This window comes from Pseudomonas sp. AC229, from assembly GCF_979254655.1.
Genome location: NZ_CEEDHK010000001.1, coordinates 13067 through 31649 on the forward strand (window position 1 = coordinate 13067; position 18583 = coordinate 31649).

The following is an 18583-nucleotide window of genomic DNA, read 5'->3' on the forward strand; positions in this document are numbered from 1 at the left end:
TGGAGTGGCTATGAGCTTTATCACCGACATCAAGGTTTTCGCAGCCCTGGGCAGCGGCGTAATCGGCAGCGGCTGGGTTGCCCGCGCCCTCGCCCATGGCCTCGACGTAGTCGCCTGGGATCCCGCCCCCGGCGCCGAAGCGGCCTTGCGCCAGCGCGTCGCCAATGCCTGGCCGGCGCTGGTCAAACAAGGCGTGGCAGAAGGCGCGAGCCTGGAGCGATTGCGCGTTGTCGACAGCATTGAAGCCTGTGTGCGCGACGCCGACTTCATCCAGGAAAGCGCCCCGGAACGCCTCGACCTGAAACTCGACCTGCACGCCAAAATCAGCGCCGCAGCCAAGCCCAACGCATTGATCGCCTCGTCCACGTCTGGCCTGTTACCCAGCGACTTCTACGCCGACGCCACGCACCCGGAACGCTGCGTAGTCGGCCACCCGTTCAACCCCGTTTACCTGCTGCCGCTGGTGGAAGTGGTCGGCGGCCAACACACCGCGCCGGCAGCCGTTCAGGCCGCCATCGAGGTGTACCAACGTCTTGGCATGCGGCCCTTGCACGTACGCAAAGAAGTGCCCGGCTTTATCGCCGACCGACTGCTCGAAGCGCTGTGGCGCGAAGCCCTGCACCTGGTCAACGACGGCGTCGCCACGACCGGCGAAATCGACGATGCGATTCGCTTTGGCGCCGGTTTGCGCTGGTCCTTCATGGGCACCTTCCTGACTTACACCCTGGCGGGTGGCGACGCCGGCATGCGCCACTTCATGGCCCAATTCGGCCCGGCCCTGCAACTGCCCTGGACCTACTTGCCCGCCCCCGAGCTGACCGAAAAACTCATCGACGACGTGGTTGCCGGCACCACCGACCAGCAAGGCCAACGCTCCATCGCCGAACTGGAACGCTACCGCGACGACTGCCTGATGGCCGTGCTGGAGGCCGTCAAAACCTGCAAAACAAAACACGGCTTCGCCTTCGCCGACTGAGGACCGCGCCCATGGAACACCGCCTTTTTCGCACCCACATCGGCGCCGACTGGGTCGACTACAACGGCCACCTGCGCGACGCCTACTACCTGCTGATCTTCAGCCAGGCCGTCGACGCGCTGATGGACACCCTCGGCCTCGACGCCAGCGCCCGCGAAGCCAGCGGCCGCAGCCTGTTCACCCTGGAAGTGCACCTCAACTACCTGCACGAAGTGAAAGAAAACCAAACCGTAGAGGTGCGTTTGCAAGTGCTCGGGCATGACCAAAAACGGCTGCACCTGTACCTGAGCCTATACCGCGAAGGCCAGGAAAATGCCGTGGCCGTGAGTGAACAGATGCTGCTGCACGTGGACACCCATGGGCCGAAATCGGCTCCGTTTAGCGCCACGACATTGGCCAGGATTGAAGGGCTGGTGATCGCGCAAGGCGAGATGGAAAAGCCCGAATATGCCGGCCGGATAATCAGTCTTCCGGCGCAAAAGCATCGCGGCTAATCGGAATGCCGCCCAGCCGCTCCTACAAAAAAGCAAAGCAGCGCCACCACCCTTTTGTAGGAGCGGCTTCAGCCGCGAGATGTTGACCTACCGCTTTTGATCTCGCTTGTGATCCACCCCGCCCCGTTTATCGCAGGCCGAGTGGAGTCGACGCGTAGGGGGTTGAGCGGCCGGGAGCCGCGAAAGGCGTGTCGGGCCATGGATGGCCCGTCTCGCCGGCCCCCGGAGCGGCGACGGAGCGAGGGCACCCGTAGCGCAGCGTAGGGCCAAGGTAGGGGCTAGCGTTTTTGGTTACTTTTGTCGCAATGACAAAAGTGACTCGCGCGTAAGGCGCGAAACAAGAACGTTCAGCGCACGCGGTAATGAATACCTCCACAACTGCGTTCGACTGGAGATTCTGGATCCCCGCGTGCGCGAGGATGACGGGGGTTTGTGCCGCTACCGCGCTTGACTGGAGATTCTGGATTCCGAATCGTGGGACCGCCGCCTGCGCGGGAATGACGGAGGTTTGTGCTGCTACCACGTTTGACTGGAGATTCTGGATTCCCGCTTGCGCGGGAATGACGGGGGGTTTGTGCTGCCACCGCACTTGATTGGAAATTCTGGATCCCCGCGTGCGCGAGGATGACGCGGGGTTTGTGTTGCCACCGCGCTTGACTGGAAATTGTGGATTCCGAATCGTCGGACCGCCGCCTGCGCGGGAATGACGGAGATTTGGGCCGCCGCCTGCGCCAAACGACTATCCAACACCCAAAAAAAAGCCCCCCGAAAAGCCGACACAGCACGGGGGGCCAAAATGCTTCTAACAGGGAGCGCCAACGTCGAACCGGACAACCTCGATCAGGTGACCAAACCCAACCAAAACAGCCAACGCCCGCCAATCAAGGCTGACACTCTGGCCGCCATTGTGCCCATCACGAACGACCGGGAATTAGTTGAAAACGACCTCTTCATGCATATAACAGCCATCGCCCTTGAAGCCAGCCCAACCCCTCACCAGAATCGACCCCACCTCCCCCGCAACAAGGACCACGGCCATGATGCACGCTGACCTGATCGACCAGGACGACCTGCGCGAACGCCTGCAAACCCTGGGCTTCGCCGTGCCGCCCGGCGCTTCGCCGGAACAGGCCTGCGAGCACGCTGTACTCGGCCTCGACGGCCCGCGCGCGTTGGCGCTGCGCAAGCTCGTCGAGCAAATGCTCGGCAGCGGCGCCGTCATGCTACCGGCCGTGCGTGAAGCCATTTCCCGGCAATTGCTGCCCGCCCTCGCCCAGTACAAAGAAAACCACGGATAAAAAAATCCCCGGCATAACCGGGGATTTTCACGTCAACCGCTGGGCCATTACTGCCCCGGAATATCCTTGCGCAGCTTCACCGCTTCATTCTTTTTGCGATCACGCACGGTGCGCATTTTGATGTTCACCGCTTCCACCGCCAGCGAGAACGCCATGGCGAAGTACACGTAGCCCTTCGGCGCATGCACATCAAAGGCTTCGGCAATCAACACCGTGCCGACCATGATCAGGAACGACAGGGCGAGCATTTTCAGCGACGGGTGCTTGTCGATGAACGCGCTGATGGTGCCGGCGGCGAGCATCATCACCATCACGGCCACGACGATGGCGGCAATCATGACCGGTACATGGGACACCATGCCGACGGCGGTGATAACCGAGTCCAGCGAGAACACGATATCGATGATGGCGATCTGAATGATGGTGCCGATAAAGCCGCTGCCCATGCCTTTGGGCGCGTCGTTGGTTTCGTCTTCACCTTCCAGGCTCTGGTACATCTCGGTGCTGCTTTTCCACAACAGAAACAGGCCACCGAAGAACAGAATCAAGTCACGCCCGGAGAAGCCGTGACCCATGATGCTGAACAGGTCAGCGGTCAGGCGCATCACCCAGGTGATCGACAGCAGCAGCAGAATTCGCGTGACCATGGCCAGCGCCAAACCGAAGAAACGGGTCTTGGGCTGCATGTCTTTGGGCATACGGCTGACCAAGATCGAAATCATGATGATGTTGTCGATCCCGAGCACAATCTCCAGCGCCGTCAGGGTAAAAAATGCAATCCAGATTTCCGGGCTGGTCAGCCATTCCATGTACAGCGTCCTCGTGTTTCCAACATAACGTGAAGTTCAAACCCTGTAGGAGCCAACAAGCTGGCTCTTACAAAAATGCCTAGCCGCCAAACACTGGGAAAATTCCCATCAGCAGCGCGGCGACAAGGATACACAGGCAAACCAGAACTGCCCATTTCAGGGTAAAGCGCTGATGGTCACCAAACTCGATGCCGGCCAGGCCCACCAACAAATAGGTCGAAGGCACCAACGGGCTGAGCAAGTGCACCGGCTGGCCAACGATTGAAGCCCGGGCCATTTCAACGGCACTGATGCCATAGTGGCTCGCGGCTTCGGCCAACACCGGCAGAACACCGTAGTAGAAGGCGTCGTTCGACATAAAGAACGTGAACGGCATGCTCACCACGGCCGTGATCACCGCCAGATACGGGCCCATGGCGGTGGGAATAACGGCCAGCAAACTTTTCGACATGGCGTCGACCATGCCGGTTCCAGAAAGAATGCCGGTGAAAATACCCGCCGCGAAAATCAACCCAACCACCGCCAGCACGTTGGCCGAGTGAGCCGCTACGCGCTCTTTTTGCTGCTGCAGGCAGGGGTAGTTGACGATCATGGCGATGCCGAACGCGAGCATAAACAGCACCGGCAGCGGCAGCAGGCCTTGAATCAGCGCGACCATCAAGGCCACGGTCAGCGCGGCGTTGAACCACAGCAGTTTCGGCCGGCGTGCGTCGGGAAATTGCGACACGCTGATCTCGGCGCCGCCCACGGCGTCGCTCGGCAAATGCAGTTCACCCAAGCGCGCACGCTCGCGTTTGCCGTAGAAATAGGCGATGGCCAGAATTGCCAGGACGCCAGCGGCCATGGCCGGAATCATCGGCACGAAAATATCCGAGGGGTCGACATGCAGTGCACTGGCCGCGCGGGCGGTGGGTCCGCCCCACGGGGTCATGTTCATCACCCCGCCGGCCAGAATAATCAGACCGGCCATGATCCGTGGGCTCATGCCCAGGCGCTGGTAAAGCGGCAGCATGGCGGCTACGCAGATCATGTAAGTGGTAGCGCCGTCGCCATCCATCGACACCACTAGCGCCAGCACGGCGGTGCCCACTGACACTTTCAGCGGGTCGCCTTTGACCAGTTTTAGAATCTTGCGCACGGCCGGGTCGAACAGGCCGGAATCGATCATCAGGGCGAAGTAGAGAATGGCGAACATCAGCATCACGCCGGTGGGCGCGAGCTTGGTGATGCCTTCGAGCATCATCGGGCCGATCTGCCCGGCAAAGCCGCCAACCAGCGCGTAAACGATCGGGATGATGATCAAGGCGATCAGCGCCGACAGGCGTTTGCTCATGATCAGGTACATGAACGTGATGACCATGGCGAAGCCAAGGAGGGTCAACATAGGAATTCTCCGTGCATTAGCGGGCGTGGTGGCGGGCGGCCGTCAGGGTGACGGGCTCAGCGACAGGCTCGAGGGGGACGGAGAACAGGTGCAGAAACAGCGCAGCGGGGCATGGCAATCACCAATTTTTATTGTTGGAAGTCTCGCCAGCACGCACACAGCGGCCGGCGGCCGGTCGAGTGCCGGCGGTGGTGGGATGCTAAGCGGCGAAACTTTCAGCCAGCTTTCAATGCGCAGCGGGCTTAACCGAGCAGGGTCAGAACCAGCAGCAGGCTGACGGCAGCGAACAAGGTTTGCAGGGTGATGATGCCGGCCATGAGTTGGCTGTCGCCGCCCAGCTGGCGGGTGAGCACGTAGGAGGTCGGCGCGGTAGGCAGGGCAAAAAACAGGATCAGCACGCTGCTTGGCAACGGCGGCAGGCTCAACGCGCGGGCCACTGCAAAGGCCAGCAGCGGCATCAGCAGCAAGCGAACCACACAGTTCCACGCCAACGCCGACGCCTCGCCGGCCAGCTCTTGCGGGCGCAGGGCCGCGCCGACGCAGAGCAAGCCAAGCGGCAAACTGGCGACGGCCAGCAGGTTGAGTAGGCGGTCGCTGCCACCGGGCAAGCCAATGCCCAACACGTTGACCAGCGCGCCAGCGGCGCAGGCGAGAATCAGCGGATTGCGCACAATCGGCAGCAGCAAGTTGCGCGCGCTAACGCCCCGCTCCGCCGTCAGCGCCCAAACCGACAATAGGTTCACGGCCGGCACCATCATTGCCAGCATCAAGGCGGCAAGCGTCAGCCCTTCCTTGCCATACAAGCTGCCCACGGCGGCGAGTCCCAGATAGGTGTTGAACCGCAGCACGCCCTGGCTGATGGCGCCGAAGCGCGCGGCCGTCCACTTGCGCAAACGCTTGCACAGCAGCAGCGCCGCCCACGCCACGCCCAAGCCCAGCAGCACGGCCAAGGCCAGGCGCGGTAACGCCGGATCGCCCAGGGGCGCGGTAGCTAAATTGCTGAACAACAGGGCTGGAAAGAGAACGAAGTAATTGAGACGTTCCGCCGTGGGCCAGAACTCGTCACCGGCAAAGCGCAGGCGACGCAGGGCGAAACCGGCGATGATCAAGGCGAACAACGGCCACAAGGCCAACCACAACTGCAACACGACACACTCCCCGATTGGCTCGAGCCGGCATCTTGCGCAGCCCAGGCGCGAGGCGCAACACGAACCGGGCGGCGTGTCGGTCATTGAGGAGAGCCATCCATGACGGACATCCACACCGGCGGCTGCCAATGCGGCGCGCTGCGCTACCGCTTCAACGCGCCATTGAACGACGTTGCCCACTGCCATTGCAGCATGTGCCGGCGCACCAGCGGCGCCGTGGTCACCACCTGGTTTACCGTGCCGCTGGAGCGTTTCGAATGGACCCAGGGCACACCGCAGGGCTTCGTTTCTTCGCCCGGCTGTACCCGTTCATTTTGTCCCACCTGCGGCGCGCACCTGACGTTTCATACCGAGCACAGCCCGCAAACCATCGACATCACGGTCGGCACCCTCGACCACCCCGACCAGGCCAAACCTGATCGGCACATCTGGGTCACCACGCGTTTGCCGTGGCTGCATCTGGATGAACACTTGCCGTCGGAAGATGGCGAAAGCACCTGAGGCTTAAGGCAGCACCAGACCGCCGGACGCTTTGTGCAGCGCGCGCAGGTGCTCGCTAAGCAGTTTCAGGTTGGCGTCCCCGGCATCCAGCGCGGCCAGGCGCTGGGGTTCGAGCAGGCTGCGCACTTGGCCGTCGAGGTCGTCGCTAAGCTGGCGAAGTTCTTTCTGGCGACTGTCGCTCTCGGCTTGCAGCTTCTGCCATTCGCTGGCCTGCGGCAGGCCGTAGCCACCGTCAAGCAGCTCCGCCGGGCGGCTTAGAAAGCCGCTGTTGGCGAGGATTTTCTCCAGGGTTTTACCCGCTTCACCACTGCTGCCGTCGGCCAGTGCCCGGCTGCTGAGGTAGCGACGCTTGAGTTCGTCTTGCGCCAGTAACAACTGCCGGCGCTGCGCGGCCTGTTCGAGCAACAGCATGGCGGCGCTGGCCCGCAGATCGGCCTTGGCAAACCAGGCGCGGCGCTGCTCGGCGGGCAGGCTTATCCAGTCATCCACGGCTTGCTGCGGGATGGGCAGGCGCTCTTTGAGCACCTCGAACATGGCCTGGTAACGGTCGCGAAACGAGTCGAATCGGTAGCCGCGACGCAACGCTTCGCGGCGATCATCGAGCACGCTGAGGTCAGCCAGATTTCGCCCGGCCAGTACTTCCAGCAGGCCGTTGGGCATGATGTTGTCGAGGGTTTGCAGCTGCGCCTGATCGGTGCCGCTGCGCAGCAGTTTCAAGGTTTCCACGGCGCAGTTATTGGACAGGAAGTAGTAGTTGCCGTCGTAACTCCAATGTTGCTCGGCGGCGCGTTCGACGAGCGCTTCGAGCTGCGGGCGATCGAGCTTGAGCGGCACCGACACCAGGCCGCGCAGCTCCACTTTGGTGTACTCCTCGATCACCTGGCTGAGCGGCAGCACAAACAGGCGCGACGGGTACACGCCGGTGAGGCCGTCCCAGCTCGACAGCTGCAAATCGCCAACAAAGGCGCGGTAGGACAAGACCAGGTGCTGATCCATATCCAGCCGACAATCCGGGCCGCGCGGGCGGCCTGGGGCGCAAATCACCAGGCGCAACATGCTATGGCCCCAGCGGCTGGCCCACTCGTCGTTAGCCTCGGCGAGCAGGTAATCAACCTCGTATACGCGCTCGGGATCCAGCTTGCCCAACGGCTGACGGGCGAAATCGCGGCCGGCATTCAGGTAAGCAAACGTGCTCGGGCAAGGCTCGGCATTGGCCGGCGCCCAGCCGTCGAACTGTTCGCGGTAGTAGCGATTGAGCGCCGGACGACGGCAGGCGTAAGCCGGGTCGAGGAGGAAATACTCCATGTTCACGGCCACGAATTCGCGCGGGTTGCTCAGCTCGTAGATGTCCGGACTGCGCGCCACCTGGCCGTTATGCGCTTCACGCTCGCCACGTCGGCCGACGTATTGCGGCCAGCCGGCGAGGTCGAGCAGGCGCGGATCGTCGCTGAGGGTAAAGCGCCGCTCGGATTGGCCTCGGCAATCGTTCATCTGGCCAATCACGCCCTGGCTTTTGACTTGGCGTTGGCAACGCAGCAGCAGCGTTTTTTCAGCCGGCGACCACAGCCGCGCACGGTCGTAAATATGAGTGAGCTCATGCAGCACAGTGGCGAGCAGTTCCTGGCGCACCGTGCCGTGGGGGCGATTGGTTTGTTCGCGGGCGGCCGAGCCGTCAGTCAGCGCGGGCAACAGCCGTTGGTTGAGCACCAGCAGGGTCGCATTGCGGGCCTGACCGTAGGCGTTGCTTTGCAACTCGTCGGTCCAGCGCACCCGCACCGACCGGTCGAGGCGCTGAACGAACGCCGGCGGTAGCGCCGCCATGGCCTCGTCAAGCAGTGCCTGACTGGCCTGCTGCTGGTTCGCATCCAACCCGTCACGTTGCAGCTCAAGGCGCAGTTGCGCCTGGGCCAGGCTCGCGCCGCACAGCAGCGCGGCGCCTAACAGCCAGGCGCCGCCTCGAACTAAAAGGCGTTTCACAGGGCGAGAATAGCCTCGGCCAGCGTTTGGTCGCTGGCATCGCGGGCTTCGGGAACGCGGTCGCGCAGGGTGGTGAACGCCGCTTCCAATTGGGCGCCACGAATGGAGCCTTCGCTGGCAACAAAGCTGGCAGCGTCATCACGGGCTTCGAGCACCACTTTGGAATCGCGCACGGAAGTGGTGGTGTCGGAGGTGAAATCGATAGTACGGCCGAAGGCGCGAACGATGATTTCGCTGGTTTCCACCAAGGTGTGGGCCTGGGCAGCACCGGTGGCGAGCAGCAAAGCGAAAGCGGCGAGCGGAAGCGGACGGCGCATAGAGAAATCTCCGAAACAAATGCGGGAAAAATGACTTGATAGCGAGTGAAACACTTGGACGAGTTTGGACAGAGCCAGTTCCAAGCCAATTGTGGCTATTTGATGGCGGTCGCAAAAACGCCCGCAACGGCGGGCGCCAAGGCTAGCTGAAGGCGCGACGTGGGGCCAGCGTCGCGCCGTGTCGGCGGGCTTACAAAACCAGAATGGACTGGGCCAGTTGCAAGTCGCTGCTGGCTTGCAACTGCGGCGCTTGTTGACGGATATGCGCCAGGGCGGCTTCCAGGCGCGCGCCACGGAGATCACCGGCGGTGGCGACAAAGCTGGCAGCGTCTTCGCGGGCAGCGAGGACGATTTTGTCGTCGCCAAAGGAGGAGGAAAGATCCGACGTGACATCGGACGTGCCTTTAACGGCGCCGACCACGGCATCGGTGGTGTAAACAAAGCTGGTGGCCGAAGCGCTGGCGGCGACGGTTAGCAGTGCGGCAGCGGTTAGCAGGCGCAGGGTGGTCATGGCGGTACTCCAAGTGAAGACGAAAGGTGATATCGAGAAACAGACTAGCGCAGCGGCGGCGCTTGGGTCGCACTTGGAGGGGCATGAATAAGGAAGGTTCGCACGCGGAAAAGAAAAGGTTCGCGACCGCAGGTTGGGTTGAGCCTCTGGCGAAGCCCAACACAAGGCGAACCCTGGCGCTCACTCGCGCCAGAACGGTTTGCTCAGCTCCACTTCCCGATCACACAAGCTGATGCCGGCATCCGCCAATTGGCGTTCATCCAGCCGCGCCAACTGCCGGCGGGTATGGGCATTACGCAGCCACAGGGCGATGGCGCCGGCAACGCGTTTAATAAAAGGACGCCGTTGGGCAAGGGTGGGCAGAAGAGCGGCGGTTTGGCCGAGTGCGCGTTCCATGGCACGTTCCTTCTCGCTGTATCGCGAGTGCTGGGTATGGGAAAACATGGTCCCCCAGCGGCGCGTAACCGGGCAGTGACAGTCATCCAGAATTGTACTGCTTCAGTTGACTTAGTTTTAAAACTGTACCGCTCTTCCCGCAGATAGCTGTTTAACCGGCTTTTTCACACCCGGAAACGACGAAGCCCGCCGGCAGTTTCCTGCGGCGGGCTTCGTTTATTCAATTCAGTGGCTGGTGCGAAAAAATGCCTCAGCCAGTCACAACACTTAACGCCAGAACGGCTTGCTCAGCTCGGCGAAGCGCTGGGCTTCACTGATACCGGCGTCTGCCAGCAGACGTGGATCCAGGCGGGCCAACTGGTGGCGGCTGGACATGCGGCGTTGCCAGAGCAGCAGATTGGAGACGATGCGCAGTGGCAGAGCAGCTTGGGCTTTCGAACTTTTTTCGCTTACGAACATGTCGGAACTGAGGGTACGTTCCATGGTTTGCTTCCTTCCGCTTATGGCGGGACTGGTTATTTAACTGAAGCGTATGTTGCGCCTCGCACAGCTGACCTTGTAGTCACAGTTCCCTCAAATTGTGCTGGTGGTGGGAAGTTTATACACAAACTGTTTTATCCATAACGGTGCAAACTGTATCGGTACGCCCGATTTTGAGGCGTTTTTACTCAAAAAATCCTGTCGAGTTCGCCAGGTTCTGCGAAGACGGCCGCTGTCGACCAGTACAGTTTTCAATTTCCTACAGGTGTTTTCTCTGTTGATGCGAAGGGAAAACAGATTTTTTCCGGTTTCGCGGCAACTGTTCAGGTAGGGGCGCCCTGCCATTTTTTGCATCTTATTGCGCCAAGCAACAGAAACCCGCAAAAAAGGACGCGAATAGGCGCTGAACACCGACTTTCTGTTGCGCGTTTTCTGGCAATAGCGCTGTTGTCTAGAGGCGCGCTATATGCGCACCTCGCCCGAGCACCTAACCGATTTCTTCCAAACTGATAGGCCGTTGAAGTGCTTCGCGTAACAGATGTCGCTAACCGCCTATGCCAGTACCTATATAGATGTCATGCAGCCGACCTTTGGAATCGCTTCGACAAATTCACCTCAACGAACACTGGCGTGGCGAAAATCGGCGGTTGGCAGCCGTAGCTTCGGCGCGGCCTTGCACAAGACATAAAAAAACCCGCGGGGAGCGGGTTAAAAGTTCACGCAGGAAATCAGTCGAAGCGGTATCAGCTCGCCGCTTGCTCGAAAATCACATAGACCTTGCGGGTCGCTTCCAGCACTTCCCAGGTTCCGGAGAAGCCAGCCGGGATAACAAAACGGTCGCCGGTGCGCAGGGTTTTGGCGTTGCCTTCGCCGTCACGCAGCACCGACACGCCTTGCAGAATTTCGCAGTATTCATGCTCGCTGTAATTCACCGTCCACTGCCCCACGGCGCCTTCCCAGATGCCGCTGGCAAACTGGCCGCACGGGCTGGCGTAGTGGTTGCGCACGCTTTGCTCGGGGTCGCCCTTGAGCACCTTTTCTGCGGCGGGGCGGTAGTGCTCGGCGGCAGTGGTGGCAGTGGCGAAGTCGACGACGGCGGCAATATTCATTGGTCTGGTCCCAGTCCAAGCGCGTAAGTAAGTGTGTGTTTTTCTGCGCAGCCCTCGTGGCCAGCACAGCCGCTCAATGCCTTGAACGTCGAGACGACGCCCTGTGCAGCGGAGCGTCGCAGTCTATGTTTAATAAAACGAACATGACAAGGGTGTTTATTGCCTCCGTGTAAAAAATATTGGAAAGGCGCTGTGCTCTGGTTTAGTGTGGCCGGCACCGGCGAGCCGAGTAGGCTTGCAGAATTTTTGACAGGCGCGCGTGCATGCAACGCCTGTTTCGTCTTGATAAAGCTCAACTAATAAGAGGACGCACACATGACTACCTTGAGCCGCGCCGATTGGGAAAAACGCGCCCAGGATCTGAAAATCGAAGGCCGCGCCTTTATCCACGGTGAATACACCGCTGCGGTATCGGGCGACACCTTCGACTGCGTCAGCCCGGTCGACGGCCGTGTGCTGGGCCAAGTCGCCAGCTGTGACCAGGCCGATGCCGACCTCGCCGTCAAAGATGCCCGCGCCACGTTCAATTCCGGCGTGTGGTCGCGCAAAGCGCCGGTTGAGCGCAAAGCAATCATGATCCGCTTTGCCGCCCTGCTCGATCAGCACGCCGAAGAGCTGGCCCTGCTCGAAACCCTGGACATGGGCAAGCCCATCAGCGACTCGCTGAACATCGACGTACCGGGTGCCGCCCGCGCGCTGTCGTGGAGCGGTGAAGCCATCGACAAAATTTACGACGAAGTGGCCGCCACCGCGCACAACGAACTGGGCTTGGTAACGCGCGAGCCAATCGGTGTAGTGGGCGCCATCGTGCCGTGGAACTTCCCGCTGATGATGGCCTGCTGGAAACTCGGCCCAGCGCTGTCCACCGGTAACTCGGTGGTGCTCAAGCCTTCCGAAAAATCGCCGTTGACCGCCATTCGCATCGCTCAATTGGCCATCGAAGCCGGCATTCCGGCTGGCGTGCTGAACGTGCTGCCGGGCTACGGCCACACCGTTGGCAAGGCATTGGCGCTGCACATGGATGTCGACACCATCGTATTTACCGGCTCGACCAAAATCGCTAAGCAACTGATGGTGTATGCGGGCGAATCGAACATGAAACGCGTATGGCTGGAAGCCGGCGGCAAGAGCCCCAACATCGTCTTTGCCGACGCGCCAGACCTGCAAGCGGCGGCTGAATCCGCTGCTGGCGCCATCGCCTTCAACCAGGGCGAAGTGTGCACCGCTGGTTCGCGTCTGCTGGTCGAGCGTTCGATCAAAGACAAATTCGTGCCGATGGTGATCGACGCCTTGAAAGGCTGGAAAGCCGGCAACCCGCTGGACCCGGAAACCAACGTCGGTGCACTGGTCGACACCCAGCAAATGAACAACGTGCTGAGCTACATCGAAGCCGGCCACGCCGACGGCGCCAAGCTGGTGGCAGGCGGCAAGCGCACGCTGGAATCCACTGGCGGCACCTACGTTGAGCCGACCATTTTCGACGGCGTGACCAACTCCATGCGTATCGCCCAGGAAGAAATCTTCGGCCCTGTGCTGTCGGTTATCGCCTTCGACACCGCCGAAGAAGCCGTCGAAATTGCCAACGACAGCATCTACGGCCTGGCCGCTGCGGTCTGGACCAGCAACATCTCCAAAGCCCACCTCACCGCCAAGGCCCTGCGCGCCGGCAGCGTGTGGGTGAACCAGTACGACGGCGGCGACATGACCGCTCCGTTCGGCGGCTTCAAGCAGTCGGGTAATGGTCGGGACAAGTCGCTGCATGCTTTCGATAAGTACACCGAGCTGAAATCGACTTGGATCAAGCTGTAAGCGATATCGGGACGGTCTCCGGGTCGTCGGCCAGGCTGCGTTGCCTGACCTTAGCCCCGGAAACCTTTATCGCGGTGCGTTGGATTTACGACATTAAGGTCCGCTCTTAACGAGCCGGCTCTTGGAGCCATACCTGCGGCCGGGTTTCTGCGAAGAGACCCGGCCGTTTTATTTTGTGGCCCGACTGGAGGGAGAAAGTCCGTGGTGATGCGTTGGGGAACCTATTTCGCCGTGGTGGCCGCGGTAGTCAGCATCGGCTTGGCGCTGGGCGTGACCATGCCGTTGGTGTCGCTGCGTTTGGAGGGCTGGGGTTACGGCAACTTCGCCATCGGTGTAATGGCGGCGATGCCGGCGGTGGGCGTGTTGCTCGGCTCGGTATTGGCCGGCCGCTTGGCGGCGCGTTTTGGCACCACGGGCTTGATGCAAATCTGTTTTCTGATCAGCGCTCTGGGGGTATCCACCATGGCGTTGTTGCCCAGCTATCCGGTTTGGCTGGTGCTGCGCTTGCTCTTGGGCGTCGCGCTGACGGTGGTGTTTATCCTCGGCGAAAGCTGGATCAATCAACTGGCCGTCGACCGCTGGCGCGGGCGCCTGGTGGCGCTGTATGGCACAGGCTACGCGCTGAGCCAACTGTGTGGACCGCTGGTGTTAAGCCTGCTGGGCACCGCCACCGATCTGGGTTTCTGGACCGGCACCGGCTTGTTGATTGGCGGCTCACTGATGCTGATAGGCCGCACCGGCGCGCCCAAGGTCGACGGCCATAGCGCCTCGGGTCGCGGCCTGTGGGCATTTTGCGCCAGCATGCCGGCGATTGCCTGGGCGGTCAGTTTGTTTGCGGCGTTCGAGGCGATGATGCTGACCCTGCTGCCGGTCTACGGCTTGCGTCAGGGTTTCAGTCAGGAAACCGCGCTGCTGATGGCCAGCGTGGTGGTGGTGGGCGATGCGCTGCTGCAATTGCCCATCGGCTGGCTGGCCGATCGTATGTCGCGCGAGCGCCTGTTCCTCGGCTGTGGCGTGGTGCTGCTGATCTCCAGCTTGTGCGTGCCAGTGCTGTTGCATACGCCATTGATCTGGCCGGTGTGGGTGCTGTTCGGCGCCAGTGCGGGCGGGCTGTTTACGCTGTCGCTGATTCTGATCGGCGAGCGTTTTCGCGATGACCAACTGGTGCGCGCCAATGCCCACATTTCGCAGCTTTGGGGTATTGGCTGCCTGATCGGGCCGCTGCTGACGGGCGCCGTTAGCCAGTGGATTAGCGGCCATGCGTTGCCGCTGCTGATGGCCGTGGGCGCGGCGGGGTTTGTGCTGTTGTTGTGGCGGGGGAATGGGTTGGGCGAGCACGCGCCCTCTAATGCGGTCGGGGGGAAATGATCGCGTCAGCCGCTTGCCCTCACCCCAACCCTCTCCCATAAACGGGAGAGGGAGCTGACCGCGCTGTTCCGTCCCCCTCGCCCGCTTGCGGGAGAGGGGCTAGGGGTGAGGGGCTTTTAGCGGTCAGGCATGCTCCGCCAACAACCGCGCCACCGTCTCCCCTACCACCTTCACCGCCGCCTCCGTCTTGGCGTCTGGCTTGCTGGCGTAGCTCATGCGCAAGCAGTTGCGGTATTTGCCCGCCGCCGAAAAGATGCTGCCTGGTGCGATCTGAATTTTGTGCGCTTTCAGTTCCCGGTTCAGGCGCAGGCTGTCGAAGCCTTCGGGCATTTCCACCCAAATCATAAAGCTGCCTTGCGGCCGACTCACCCGCGTACCGGCCGGAAAATAGCGGCGTACCCATTCGGTCATCTGGTCGCGACCACGGGCGTATTGCGCGCGCATCCGGCGGATATGCGGCTCGTAATGACCGCCTTCAATAAACTCGGTCAGCGCCAGTTGCGGCAGCTGCGCCGTGGTGCCCGTGCCCATGTATTTCATGTGCAGCACGCGCTCGAGATAGCGCCCGGGCGCGATCCAGCCGATGCGCAATCCGGGCACCACGGTTTTTGAAAATGAGCTGCACAGCAGCACGCGACCGTCATCGTCGTAAGACTTGATCGTGCGCGGACGCGGGTAGTGGTAGGCCAGTTCGCCGTACACGTCGTCCTCGATAATCGCCACGTCATAGCGCTGGGCCAGGGCGATCAAGGCGCGTTTGTTGGCGTCCGGCATGATGTAGCCCATGGGGTTATTGCAGGTGGGCGTCAGTTGAATGGCCTTGATCGGCCACTGTTCCAATGCCAGCTCAAGCGCCTCCAGGCTGATGCCAGTGAGTGGATCGGTGGGCAGTTCCAGGGCTTTCATGCCAAAGCCTTTCAGCGCCTGCATGACGCCGTGAAAGCTGGGTGAATCCACCGCGACGATGTCACCCGGCTCGCAAATGGCGCGAATGGCGGCCGACAACGCCTCGTGACATCCGGTGGTCACCACCACGTCTTCGGCGGGAATCTGGCAGCCGGAGTCGAGCATGAGCCGGGAAATTTGCTGACGCAGCGGCAAGTGGCCGCGAATGCAGCCGTAGGTGAGGCCGTTGAGGTCTTGCCGGCGACTGAGGCGCGACAGCGAACGCAGTAACGGCTTGAGCGTCGGGCTGGTGTGATCCGGCCGGCCCCGGCCCAGTTGAATAAGGCCATCGCTGCCGGGCGCCACGCTGATCAGTTCCAGCACCTGATCCCACTGCGACACCTCGACCGGCCGCTGCGCCGTGCGCGACACCATCGGCAACGCCGGCTGTTCACGTTCCTCGGGCACGTAATAGCCCGACTTCGGACGCGGCAGCGCCAGGCCCTGATCCTCCAGATGACGGTAAGCCTGTTGCACCGTGCTCAGGCTCACGCCGTGCTCGGCGCTCAGGGCGCGCACTGACGGCAGGCGATCGCCCGGGCGGTACAAGCCCTGTTCAATACGGGCACCGAGCAATTCGGCAAGGTTTACATAAAGGGTCATGGCGGAAAGCCTGCGCACGCGTGGAAAGCACAGATCGTGCGTTTTGTGCGGCGTTTTGGCAACACCCATACAGATGCCACACAAAAACGCCATTCAGCTCAGCGGGTGGTTTATCTGTATGGAGCAAATACCCATTTTTTGAATCTGTCGGGTTTCTGTTCGGCTCGGCATCATGCTTCCCACATACACACAGAAGCAGGTGAGGGAAATGAATGGGCTTAGCGATGTTCGGTTGACCTTGGGTCAAAATGAGTTAGTTGGCAGGTTGGCGCACGCCAAGGCAGCGGCGTTCAACACCGCCGTGGCGGCGCCGCACGGCTCGCGTTGGAGCGCCTTCTGGCGGCGACTGACCACCCGCCGCGCGCTGCTGAATTTGACCGACGCCCAACTTGCCGACATCGGCATTACCCGCGCTGAAGCCAACCATGAGGCGCTGCGTCCGTTCTGGACGCTCTGATCTGTATGGTTCACCGCCGCCGTTTTGTCTGCCCGCAGGCAAAACGGCGCTTCAATACCCCTGCATATCCTCGTCTTTAAACAAGCGCCGCACCTCGCTGCCCAGTACCGTTTGCAGCAGGTTGTTCATGCTCGGCAAATCGTTATCGAAGCCGCCATGGCTGCGACTGCTGCTCTGCGCGCTGGCACTGCTGGCAACCACCAATGTGCTGTTTTTCGGCTGGCGCTCCGGCTGAAACGCTTCCATGCCCAGAATCGGAACGCGCGCGGTTTTGTTGTCGTAGGCGTTGGAGACCAGGTACAGCAGCGACTTTCTGTACACCTGGCCGACGTTGTCGTCCTCCTCCGCCTGGTCAGACAGCACCAGCAGCTTTTGCTGGGCAATGGTTTTGCCCAACGCCGGCAGAATGGTTTGCTCATACAGCGCCACGCTGCACGCCGGGGCGAACAACAGCAAGTTGGCAATCTGCGGCCCGCCTTGGGCCTGCCAGCGCTGCAATAGATGGGCGTGCCAGATCGAACCGGCGCTGTGCCCTGCCAAGTGCACTTTAGGCGCCGCGCTGCCCTGCCCCGCCAACCACGCAATCAAGCGCTTCAGCACCTGGGTGCCGGCGCCCTGCGGCACGAACGCGCGCTGGGCATCGAGCTTCATTTCCTGCCACAGCGAAAAGCCCAACGGCTGGGTGAGTTTTTCCACTTGGTTGTCCCACCACGAACTGGCCGCGCCGACGCGTTCGTCCACCGCCGGTTTTTTGATGCGCAGTAAATCGCCCAGCTCGCTCCACAAGCCGGTCTCCCAGATGAAATGCACTTCAAAAATGCCATTGGCCTCGAACACCGGCCGCCATTTGAAGGCGCGCATGGCCGAGCCTTCCACCGCATTCAGGCCGCCGTGGGCATACAGCACGATGTGCTTGGGCTGGGTGGCTTGCAGCGAGGCGATAATGGCGTCCAGCTGCGTGGCGTCGGAGGCGTATTGGCCCTGGTCGTCGAAGCGGCCGTTGTCGATGTGCAGGTAATGCAGGTAAATCGATTCCTGAGGCGGCGCCGGTTGCGCAGCGCGTGCGACGCCGCCATCGGCGGTGTAGCGGCTGGCGGTGTCGGTGACCTGGAAATTGACCTTGACCCCCAACTGCGCCACCCACACGTCCCAGATGTTGGCTTCAAAGTCGGCATAGCTCCACAGCGCCACGCCGGGATAGGTGTGCTGGCCAACGGTGAAACCGCCCCAGTCGCTCCAGGAGTTCTGCACCAGAAATCCGTCGCGGGTGTAGCCGACGATGGCGAAGGCGTGACCGCCGTCTTCTTCCCCGGCTTGCGGGCGCCAGGCAATCGCGCCATCGCGCGGCGCCTCCCAGCCGCCATGGGTTTGCGCCGAGGCAAACACCACGCCCACATCGCGCAAGGCGGCCTGCACGTCGTTGATGCGCGAGAACACCCGAAAATAGGCGCCGAGGGGAATGTCCAAGGCTTCCTGCTGAATCGCCGGGGTGATGCCGGCTTTGCGCGTCAACGGCCAGCTGGCCTCCAGACACACACCGTGTTTGTGCCAGCCTTTCATGGCCCCGCGAGCGCTGCTGTAGTCGTAGCGCTCGCCCGGCCACTGGTCGTAGCGGCGCGCCATGGCGAACAGCATGGCCGGGCTGACCAAGCCCTGCTGGCCTCGGCTGGCGCGCAAATAATTGACCGTGGCGGCCAGGCCAAAACCGGTGCAGGCGCCTTGCGTACCCTGGTCGAGAATCGTCAGGTGCGGCCACACCGGGTACAACTCATCGGGTAACGGCGTGAGCGAGGCGCTGTAGGTGAGGTCGCGAAAATCCATGGAATCGCGGCGCACGTCCAACGTTTGCGGGGCGCTTCTTTTCTTAGAGGGCTTCTTGGCGGGGCTTTTCGTGGCGGCAGCTTTTTTGCGGGTGCTCGCTGCGGTTGCAGGCGCGCCGGAGGCAACAGGACGCTTGGCCATGACCGTTCCTTGTCCAGAGGTGGGAAACACTGCTGCTGC

The 18583-nt window shown here is 61.7% G+C and carries 19 protein-coding genes; 8 read left to right on the forward strand and 11 right to left on the reverse strand.

Annotated features, from left to right (window positions below; all coding sequences use genetic code 11):
* The first annotated feature begins 10 nt into the window (after positions 1–10).
* The 4 genes from AC0IW7_RS00060 to AC0IW7_RS00075 all read left to right on the forward strand — a co-directional run bounded on the left by AC0IW7_RS00060 (position 11) and on the right by AC0IW7_RS00075 (position 2768).
* Positions 11–976: an L-carnitine dehydrogenase gene (locus AC0IW7_RS00060; protein WP_471815284.1), complete on the forward strand. Its 966-nt coding sequence runs from the start codon at positions 11–13 to the stop codon at positions 974–976.
* A gap of 11 nt (positions 977–987) precedes the next feature.
* Entirely contained in the window at positions 988–1470 is a 483-nt protein-coding gene (locus AC0IW7_RS00065; protein ID WP_471815285.1) for a thioesterase family protein, read from the forward strand.
* A gap of 703 nt (positions 1471–2173) precedes the next feature.
* Complete coding sequence (locus AC0IW7_RS00070; protein ID WP_471815286.1) at positions 2174–2521, forward strand: hypothetical protein; 348 nt, start codon at positions 2174–2176, stop codon at positions 2519–2521.
* The gene (locus AC0IW7_RS00075; RefSeq protein WP_463539767.1) at positions 2508–2768 is read left to right on the forward strand and encodes a hypothetical protein; all 261 of its coding nucleotides are present in this window, start codon (positions 2508–2510) and stop codon (positions 2766–2768) included. Before AC0IW7_RS00070 ends, AC0IW7_RS00075 begins: the two co-directional genes overlap by 14 nt.
* Before the next feature lie 47 nt (positions 2769–2815).
* Here the strand turns inward: AC0IW7_RS00075 and AC0IW7_RS00080 are convergent, their stop codons facing one another.
* The 3 genes from AC0IW7_RS00080 to AC0IW7_RS00090 all read right to left on the reverse strand — a co-directional run bounded on the left by AC0IW7_RS00080 (position 2816) and on the right by AC0IW7_RS00090 (position 6109).
* The gene (locus AC0IW7_RS00080; RefSeq protein ID WP_463383541.1) at positions 2816–3577 is read right to left on the reverse strand and encodes a TerC family protein; all 762 of its coding nucleotides are present in this window, start codon (positions 3575–3577) and stop codon (positions 2816–2818) included.
* Between the two features lie 79 nt (positions 3578–3656).
* Positions 3657–4961: a CitMHS family transporter gene (locus AC0IW7_RS00085; RefSeq protein ID WP_471815287.1), complete on the reverse strand. Its 1305-nt coding sequence runs from the start codon at positions 4959–4961 to the stop codon at positions 3657–3659.
* A 242-nt stretch (positions 4962–5203) separates the two neighbouring features.
* Positions 5204–6109, reverse strand: coding sequence for an AEC family transporter (locus AC0IW7_RS00090; protein ID WP_471815288.1), 906 nt, complete (start codon positions 6107–6109; stop codon positions 5204–5206).
* 99 nt (positions 6110–6208) lie between these two features.
* On the opposite strand from AC0IW7_RS00090, the gene AC0IW7_RS00095 reads away from it, so the two are divergent.
* On the forward strand, positions 6209–6610 hold the full coding sequence (locus tag AC0IW7_RS00095) for a GFA family protein (RefSeq protein WP_463539771.1): 402 nt from the start codon (positions 6209–6211) through the stop codon (positions 6608–6610).
* 3 nt (positions 6611–6613) lie between these two features.
* Here the strand turns inward: AC0IW7_RS00095 and AC0IW7_RS00100 are convergent, their stop codons facing one another.
* From AC0IW7_RS00100 to AC0IW7_RS00125, 6 genes are all read right to left on the reverse strand, one after another.
* Positions 6614–8587, reverse strand: coding sequence for a DUF7844 domain-containing protein (locus AC0IW7_RS00100; RefSeq protein WP_471815289.1), 1974 nt, complete (start codon positions 8585–8587; stop codon positions 6614–6616).
* Complete coding sequence (locus tag AC0IW7_RS00105) at positions 8584–8904, reverse strand: DUF2388 domain-containing protein (RefSeq protein ID WP_463383544.1); 321 nt, start codon at positions 8902–8904, stop codon at positions 8584–8586. The genes AC0IW7_RS00100 and AC0IW7_RS00105 overlap by 4 nt, the downstream gene beginning before the upstream one ends.
* Positions 8905–9094: 190 nt before the next feature.
* Complete coding sequence (locus tag AC0IW7_RS00110) at positions 9095–9415, reverse strand: DUF2388 domain-containing protein (protein WP_463383545.1); 321 nt, start codon at positions 9413–9415, stop codon at positions 9095–9097.
* 180 nt (positions 9416–9595) lie between these two features.
* Positions 9596–9811 carry a DUF1127 domain-containing protein gene (locus tag AC0IW7_RS00115; protein WP_471815290.1) on the reverse strand — a complete coding sequence of 72 codons (216 nt, stop codon included), beginning with the start codon at positions 9809–9811 and terminating at the stop codon, positions 9596–9598.
* A 267-nt stretch (positions 9812–10078) separates the two neighbouring features.
* Positions 10079–10294: a YjiS-like domain-containing protein gene (locus tag AC0IW7_RS00120; protein WP_122452719.1), complete on the reverse strand. Its 216-nt coding sequence runs from the start codon at positions 10292–10294 to the stop codon at positions 10079–10081.
* A gap of 740 nt (positions 10295–11034) precedes the next feature.
* Positions 11035–11400, reverse strand: a complete 366-nt coding sequence (locus AC0IW7_RS00125) for a cupin domain-containing protein (RefSeq protein ID WP_471815291.1) — start codon at positions 11398–11400, stop codon at positions 11035–11037.
* 315 nt (positions 11401–11715) lie between these two features.
* On the opposite strand from AC0IW7_RS00125, the gene AC0IW7_RS00130 reads away from it, so the two are divergent.
* Positions 11716–13209 carry an aldehyde dehydrogenase gene (locus AC0IW7_RS00130; RefSeq protein ID WP_471815292.1) on the forward strand — a complete coding sequence of 498 codons (1494 nt, stop codon included), beginning with the start codon at positions 11716–11718 and terminating at the stop codon, positions 13207–13209.
* Between the two features lie 207 nt (positions 13210–13416).
* Entirely contained in the window at positions 13417–14577 is a 1161-nt protein-coding gene (locus AC0IW7_RS00135) for an MFS transporter (protein ID WP_471815597.1), read from the forward strand.
* A gap of 123 nt (positions 14578–14700) precedes the next feature.
* Here AC0IW7_RS00135 and AC0IW7_RS00140 read toward each other — a convergent pair whose 3' ends face one another.
* Positions 14701–16125 carry an aminotransferase-like domain-containing protein gene (locus AC0IW7_RS00140; protein ID WP_471815293.1) on the reverse strand — a complete coding sequence of 475 codons (1425 nt, stop codon included), beginning with the start codon at positions 16123–16125 and terminating at the stop codon, positions 14701–14703.
* Between the two features lie 208 nt (positions 16126–16333).
* On the opposite strand from AC0IW7_RS00140, the gene AC0IW7_RS00145 reads away from it, so the two are divergent.
* Positions 16334–16582, forward strand: a complete 249-nt coding sequence (locus tag AC0IW7_RS00145) for a DUF1127 domain-containing protein (RefSeq protein ID WP_471815294.1) — start codon at positions 16334–16336, stop codon at positions 16580–16582.
* 51 nt (positions 16583–16633) lie between these two features.
* Here AC0IW7_RS00145 and AC0IW7_RS00150 read toward each other — a convergent pair whose 3' ends face one another.
* The gene (locus AC0IW7_RS00150; RefSeq protein ID WP_471815295.1) at positions 16634–18544 is read right to left on the reverse strand and encodes a C1 family peptidase; all 1911 of its coding nucleotides are present in this window, start codon (positions 18542–18544) and stop codon (positions 16634–16636) included.
* Positions 18545–18583: the final 39 nt, after the last annotated feature.

Excerpts from the sequence above, each read along its gene's own strand:
- AC0IW7_RS00060 (WP_471815284.1), top strand. The coding sequence starts at position 11 with ATGAGCTTTATCACCGACATCAAGGTTTTCGCAGCCCTGGGCAGCGGC.
- AC0IW7_RS00065 (WP_471815285.1), top strand. The coding sequence starts at position 988 with ATGGAACACCGCCTTTTTCGCACCCACATCGGCGCCGACTGGGTCGAC.
- AC0IW7_RS00070 (WP_471815286.1), top strand. The coding sequence starts at position 2,174 with ATGACGGAGATTTGGGCCGCCGCCTGCGCCAAACGACTATCCAACACC.
- AC0IW7_RS00075 (WP_463539767.1), top strand. The coding sequence starts at position 2,508 with ATGATGCACGCTGACCTGATCGACCAGGACGACCTGCGCGAACGCCTG.
- AC0IW7_RS00080 (WP_463383541.1), bottom strand. The coding sequence starts at position 3,577 with ATGGAATGGCTGACCAGCCCGGAAATCTGGATTGCATTTTTTACCCTG.
- AC0IW7_RS00085 (WP_471815287.1), bottom strand. The coding sequence starts at position 4,961 with ATGTTGACCCTCCTTGGCTTCGCCATGGTCATCACGTTCATGTACCTG.
- AC0IW7_RS00095 (WP_463539771.1), top strand. The coding sequence starts at position 6,209 with ATGACGGACATCCACACCGGCGGCTGCCAATGCGGCGCGCTGCGCTAC.
- AC0IW7_RS00105 (WP_463383544.1), bottom strand. The coding sequence starts at position 8,904 with ATGCGCCGTCCGCTTCCGCTCGCCGCTTTCGCTTTGCTGCTCGCCACC.
- AC0IW7_RS00110 (WP_463383545.1), bottom strand. The coding sequence starts at position 9,415 with ATGACCACCCTGCGCCTGCTAACCGCTGCCGCACTGCTAACCGTCGCC.
- AC0IW7_RS00115 (WP_471815290.1), bottom strand. The coding sequence starts at position 9,811 with ATGGAACGCGCACTCGGCCAAACCGCCGCTCTTCTGCCCACCCTTGCC.
- AC0IW7_RS00120 (WP_122452719.1), bottom strand. The coding sequence starts at position 10,294 with ATGGAACGTACCCTCAGTTCCGACATGTTCGTAAGCGAAAAAAGTTCG.
- AC0IW7_RS00125 (WP_471815291.1), bottom strand. The coding sequence starts at position 11,400 with ATGAATATTGCCGCCGTCGTCGACTTCGCCACTGCCACCACTGCCGCC.
- AC0IW7_RS00130 (WP_471815292.1), top strand. The coding sequence starts at position 11,716 with ATGACTACCTTGAGCCGCGCCGATTGGGAAAAACGCGCCCAGGATCTG.
- AC0IW7_RS00135 (WP_471815597.1), top strand. The coding sequence starts at position 13,417 with ATGCGTTGGGGAACCTATTTCGCCGTGGTGGCCGCGGTAGTCAGCATC.
- AC0IW7_RS00140 (WP_471815293.1), bottom strand. The coding sequence starts at position 16,125 with ATGACCCTTTATGTAAACCTTGCCGAATTGCTCGGTGCCCGTATTGAA.
- AC0IW7_RS00145 (WP_471815294.1), top strand. The coding sequence starts at position 16,334 with ATGAATGGGCTTAGCGATGTTCGGTTGACCTTGGGTCAAAATGAGTTA.
- AC0IW7_RS00150 (WP_471815295.1), bottom strand. The coding sequence starts at position 18,544 with ATGGCCAAGCGTCCTGTTGCCTCCGGCGCGCCTGCAACCGCAGCGAGC.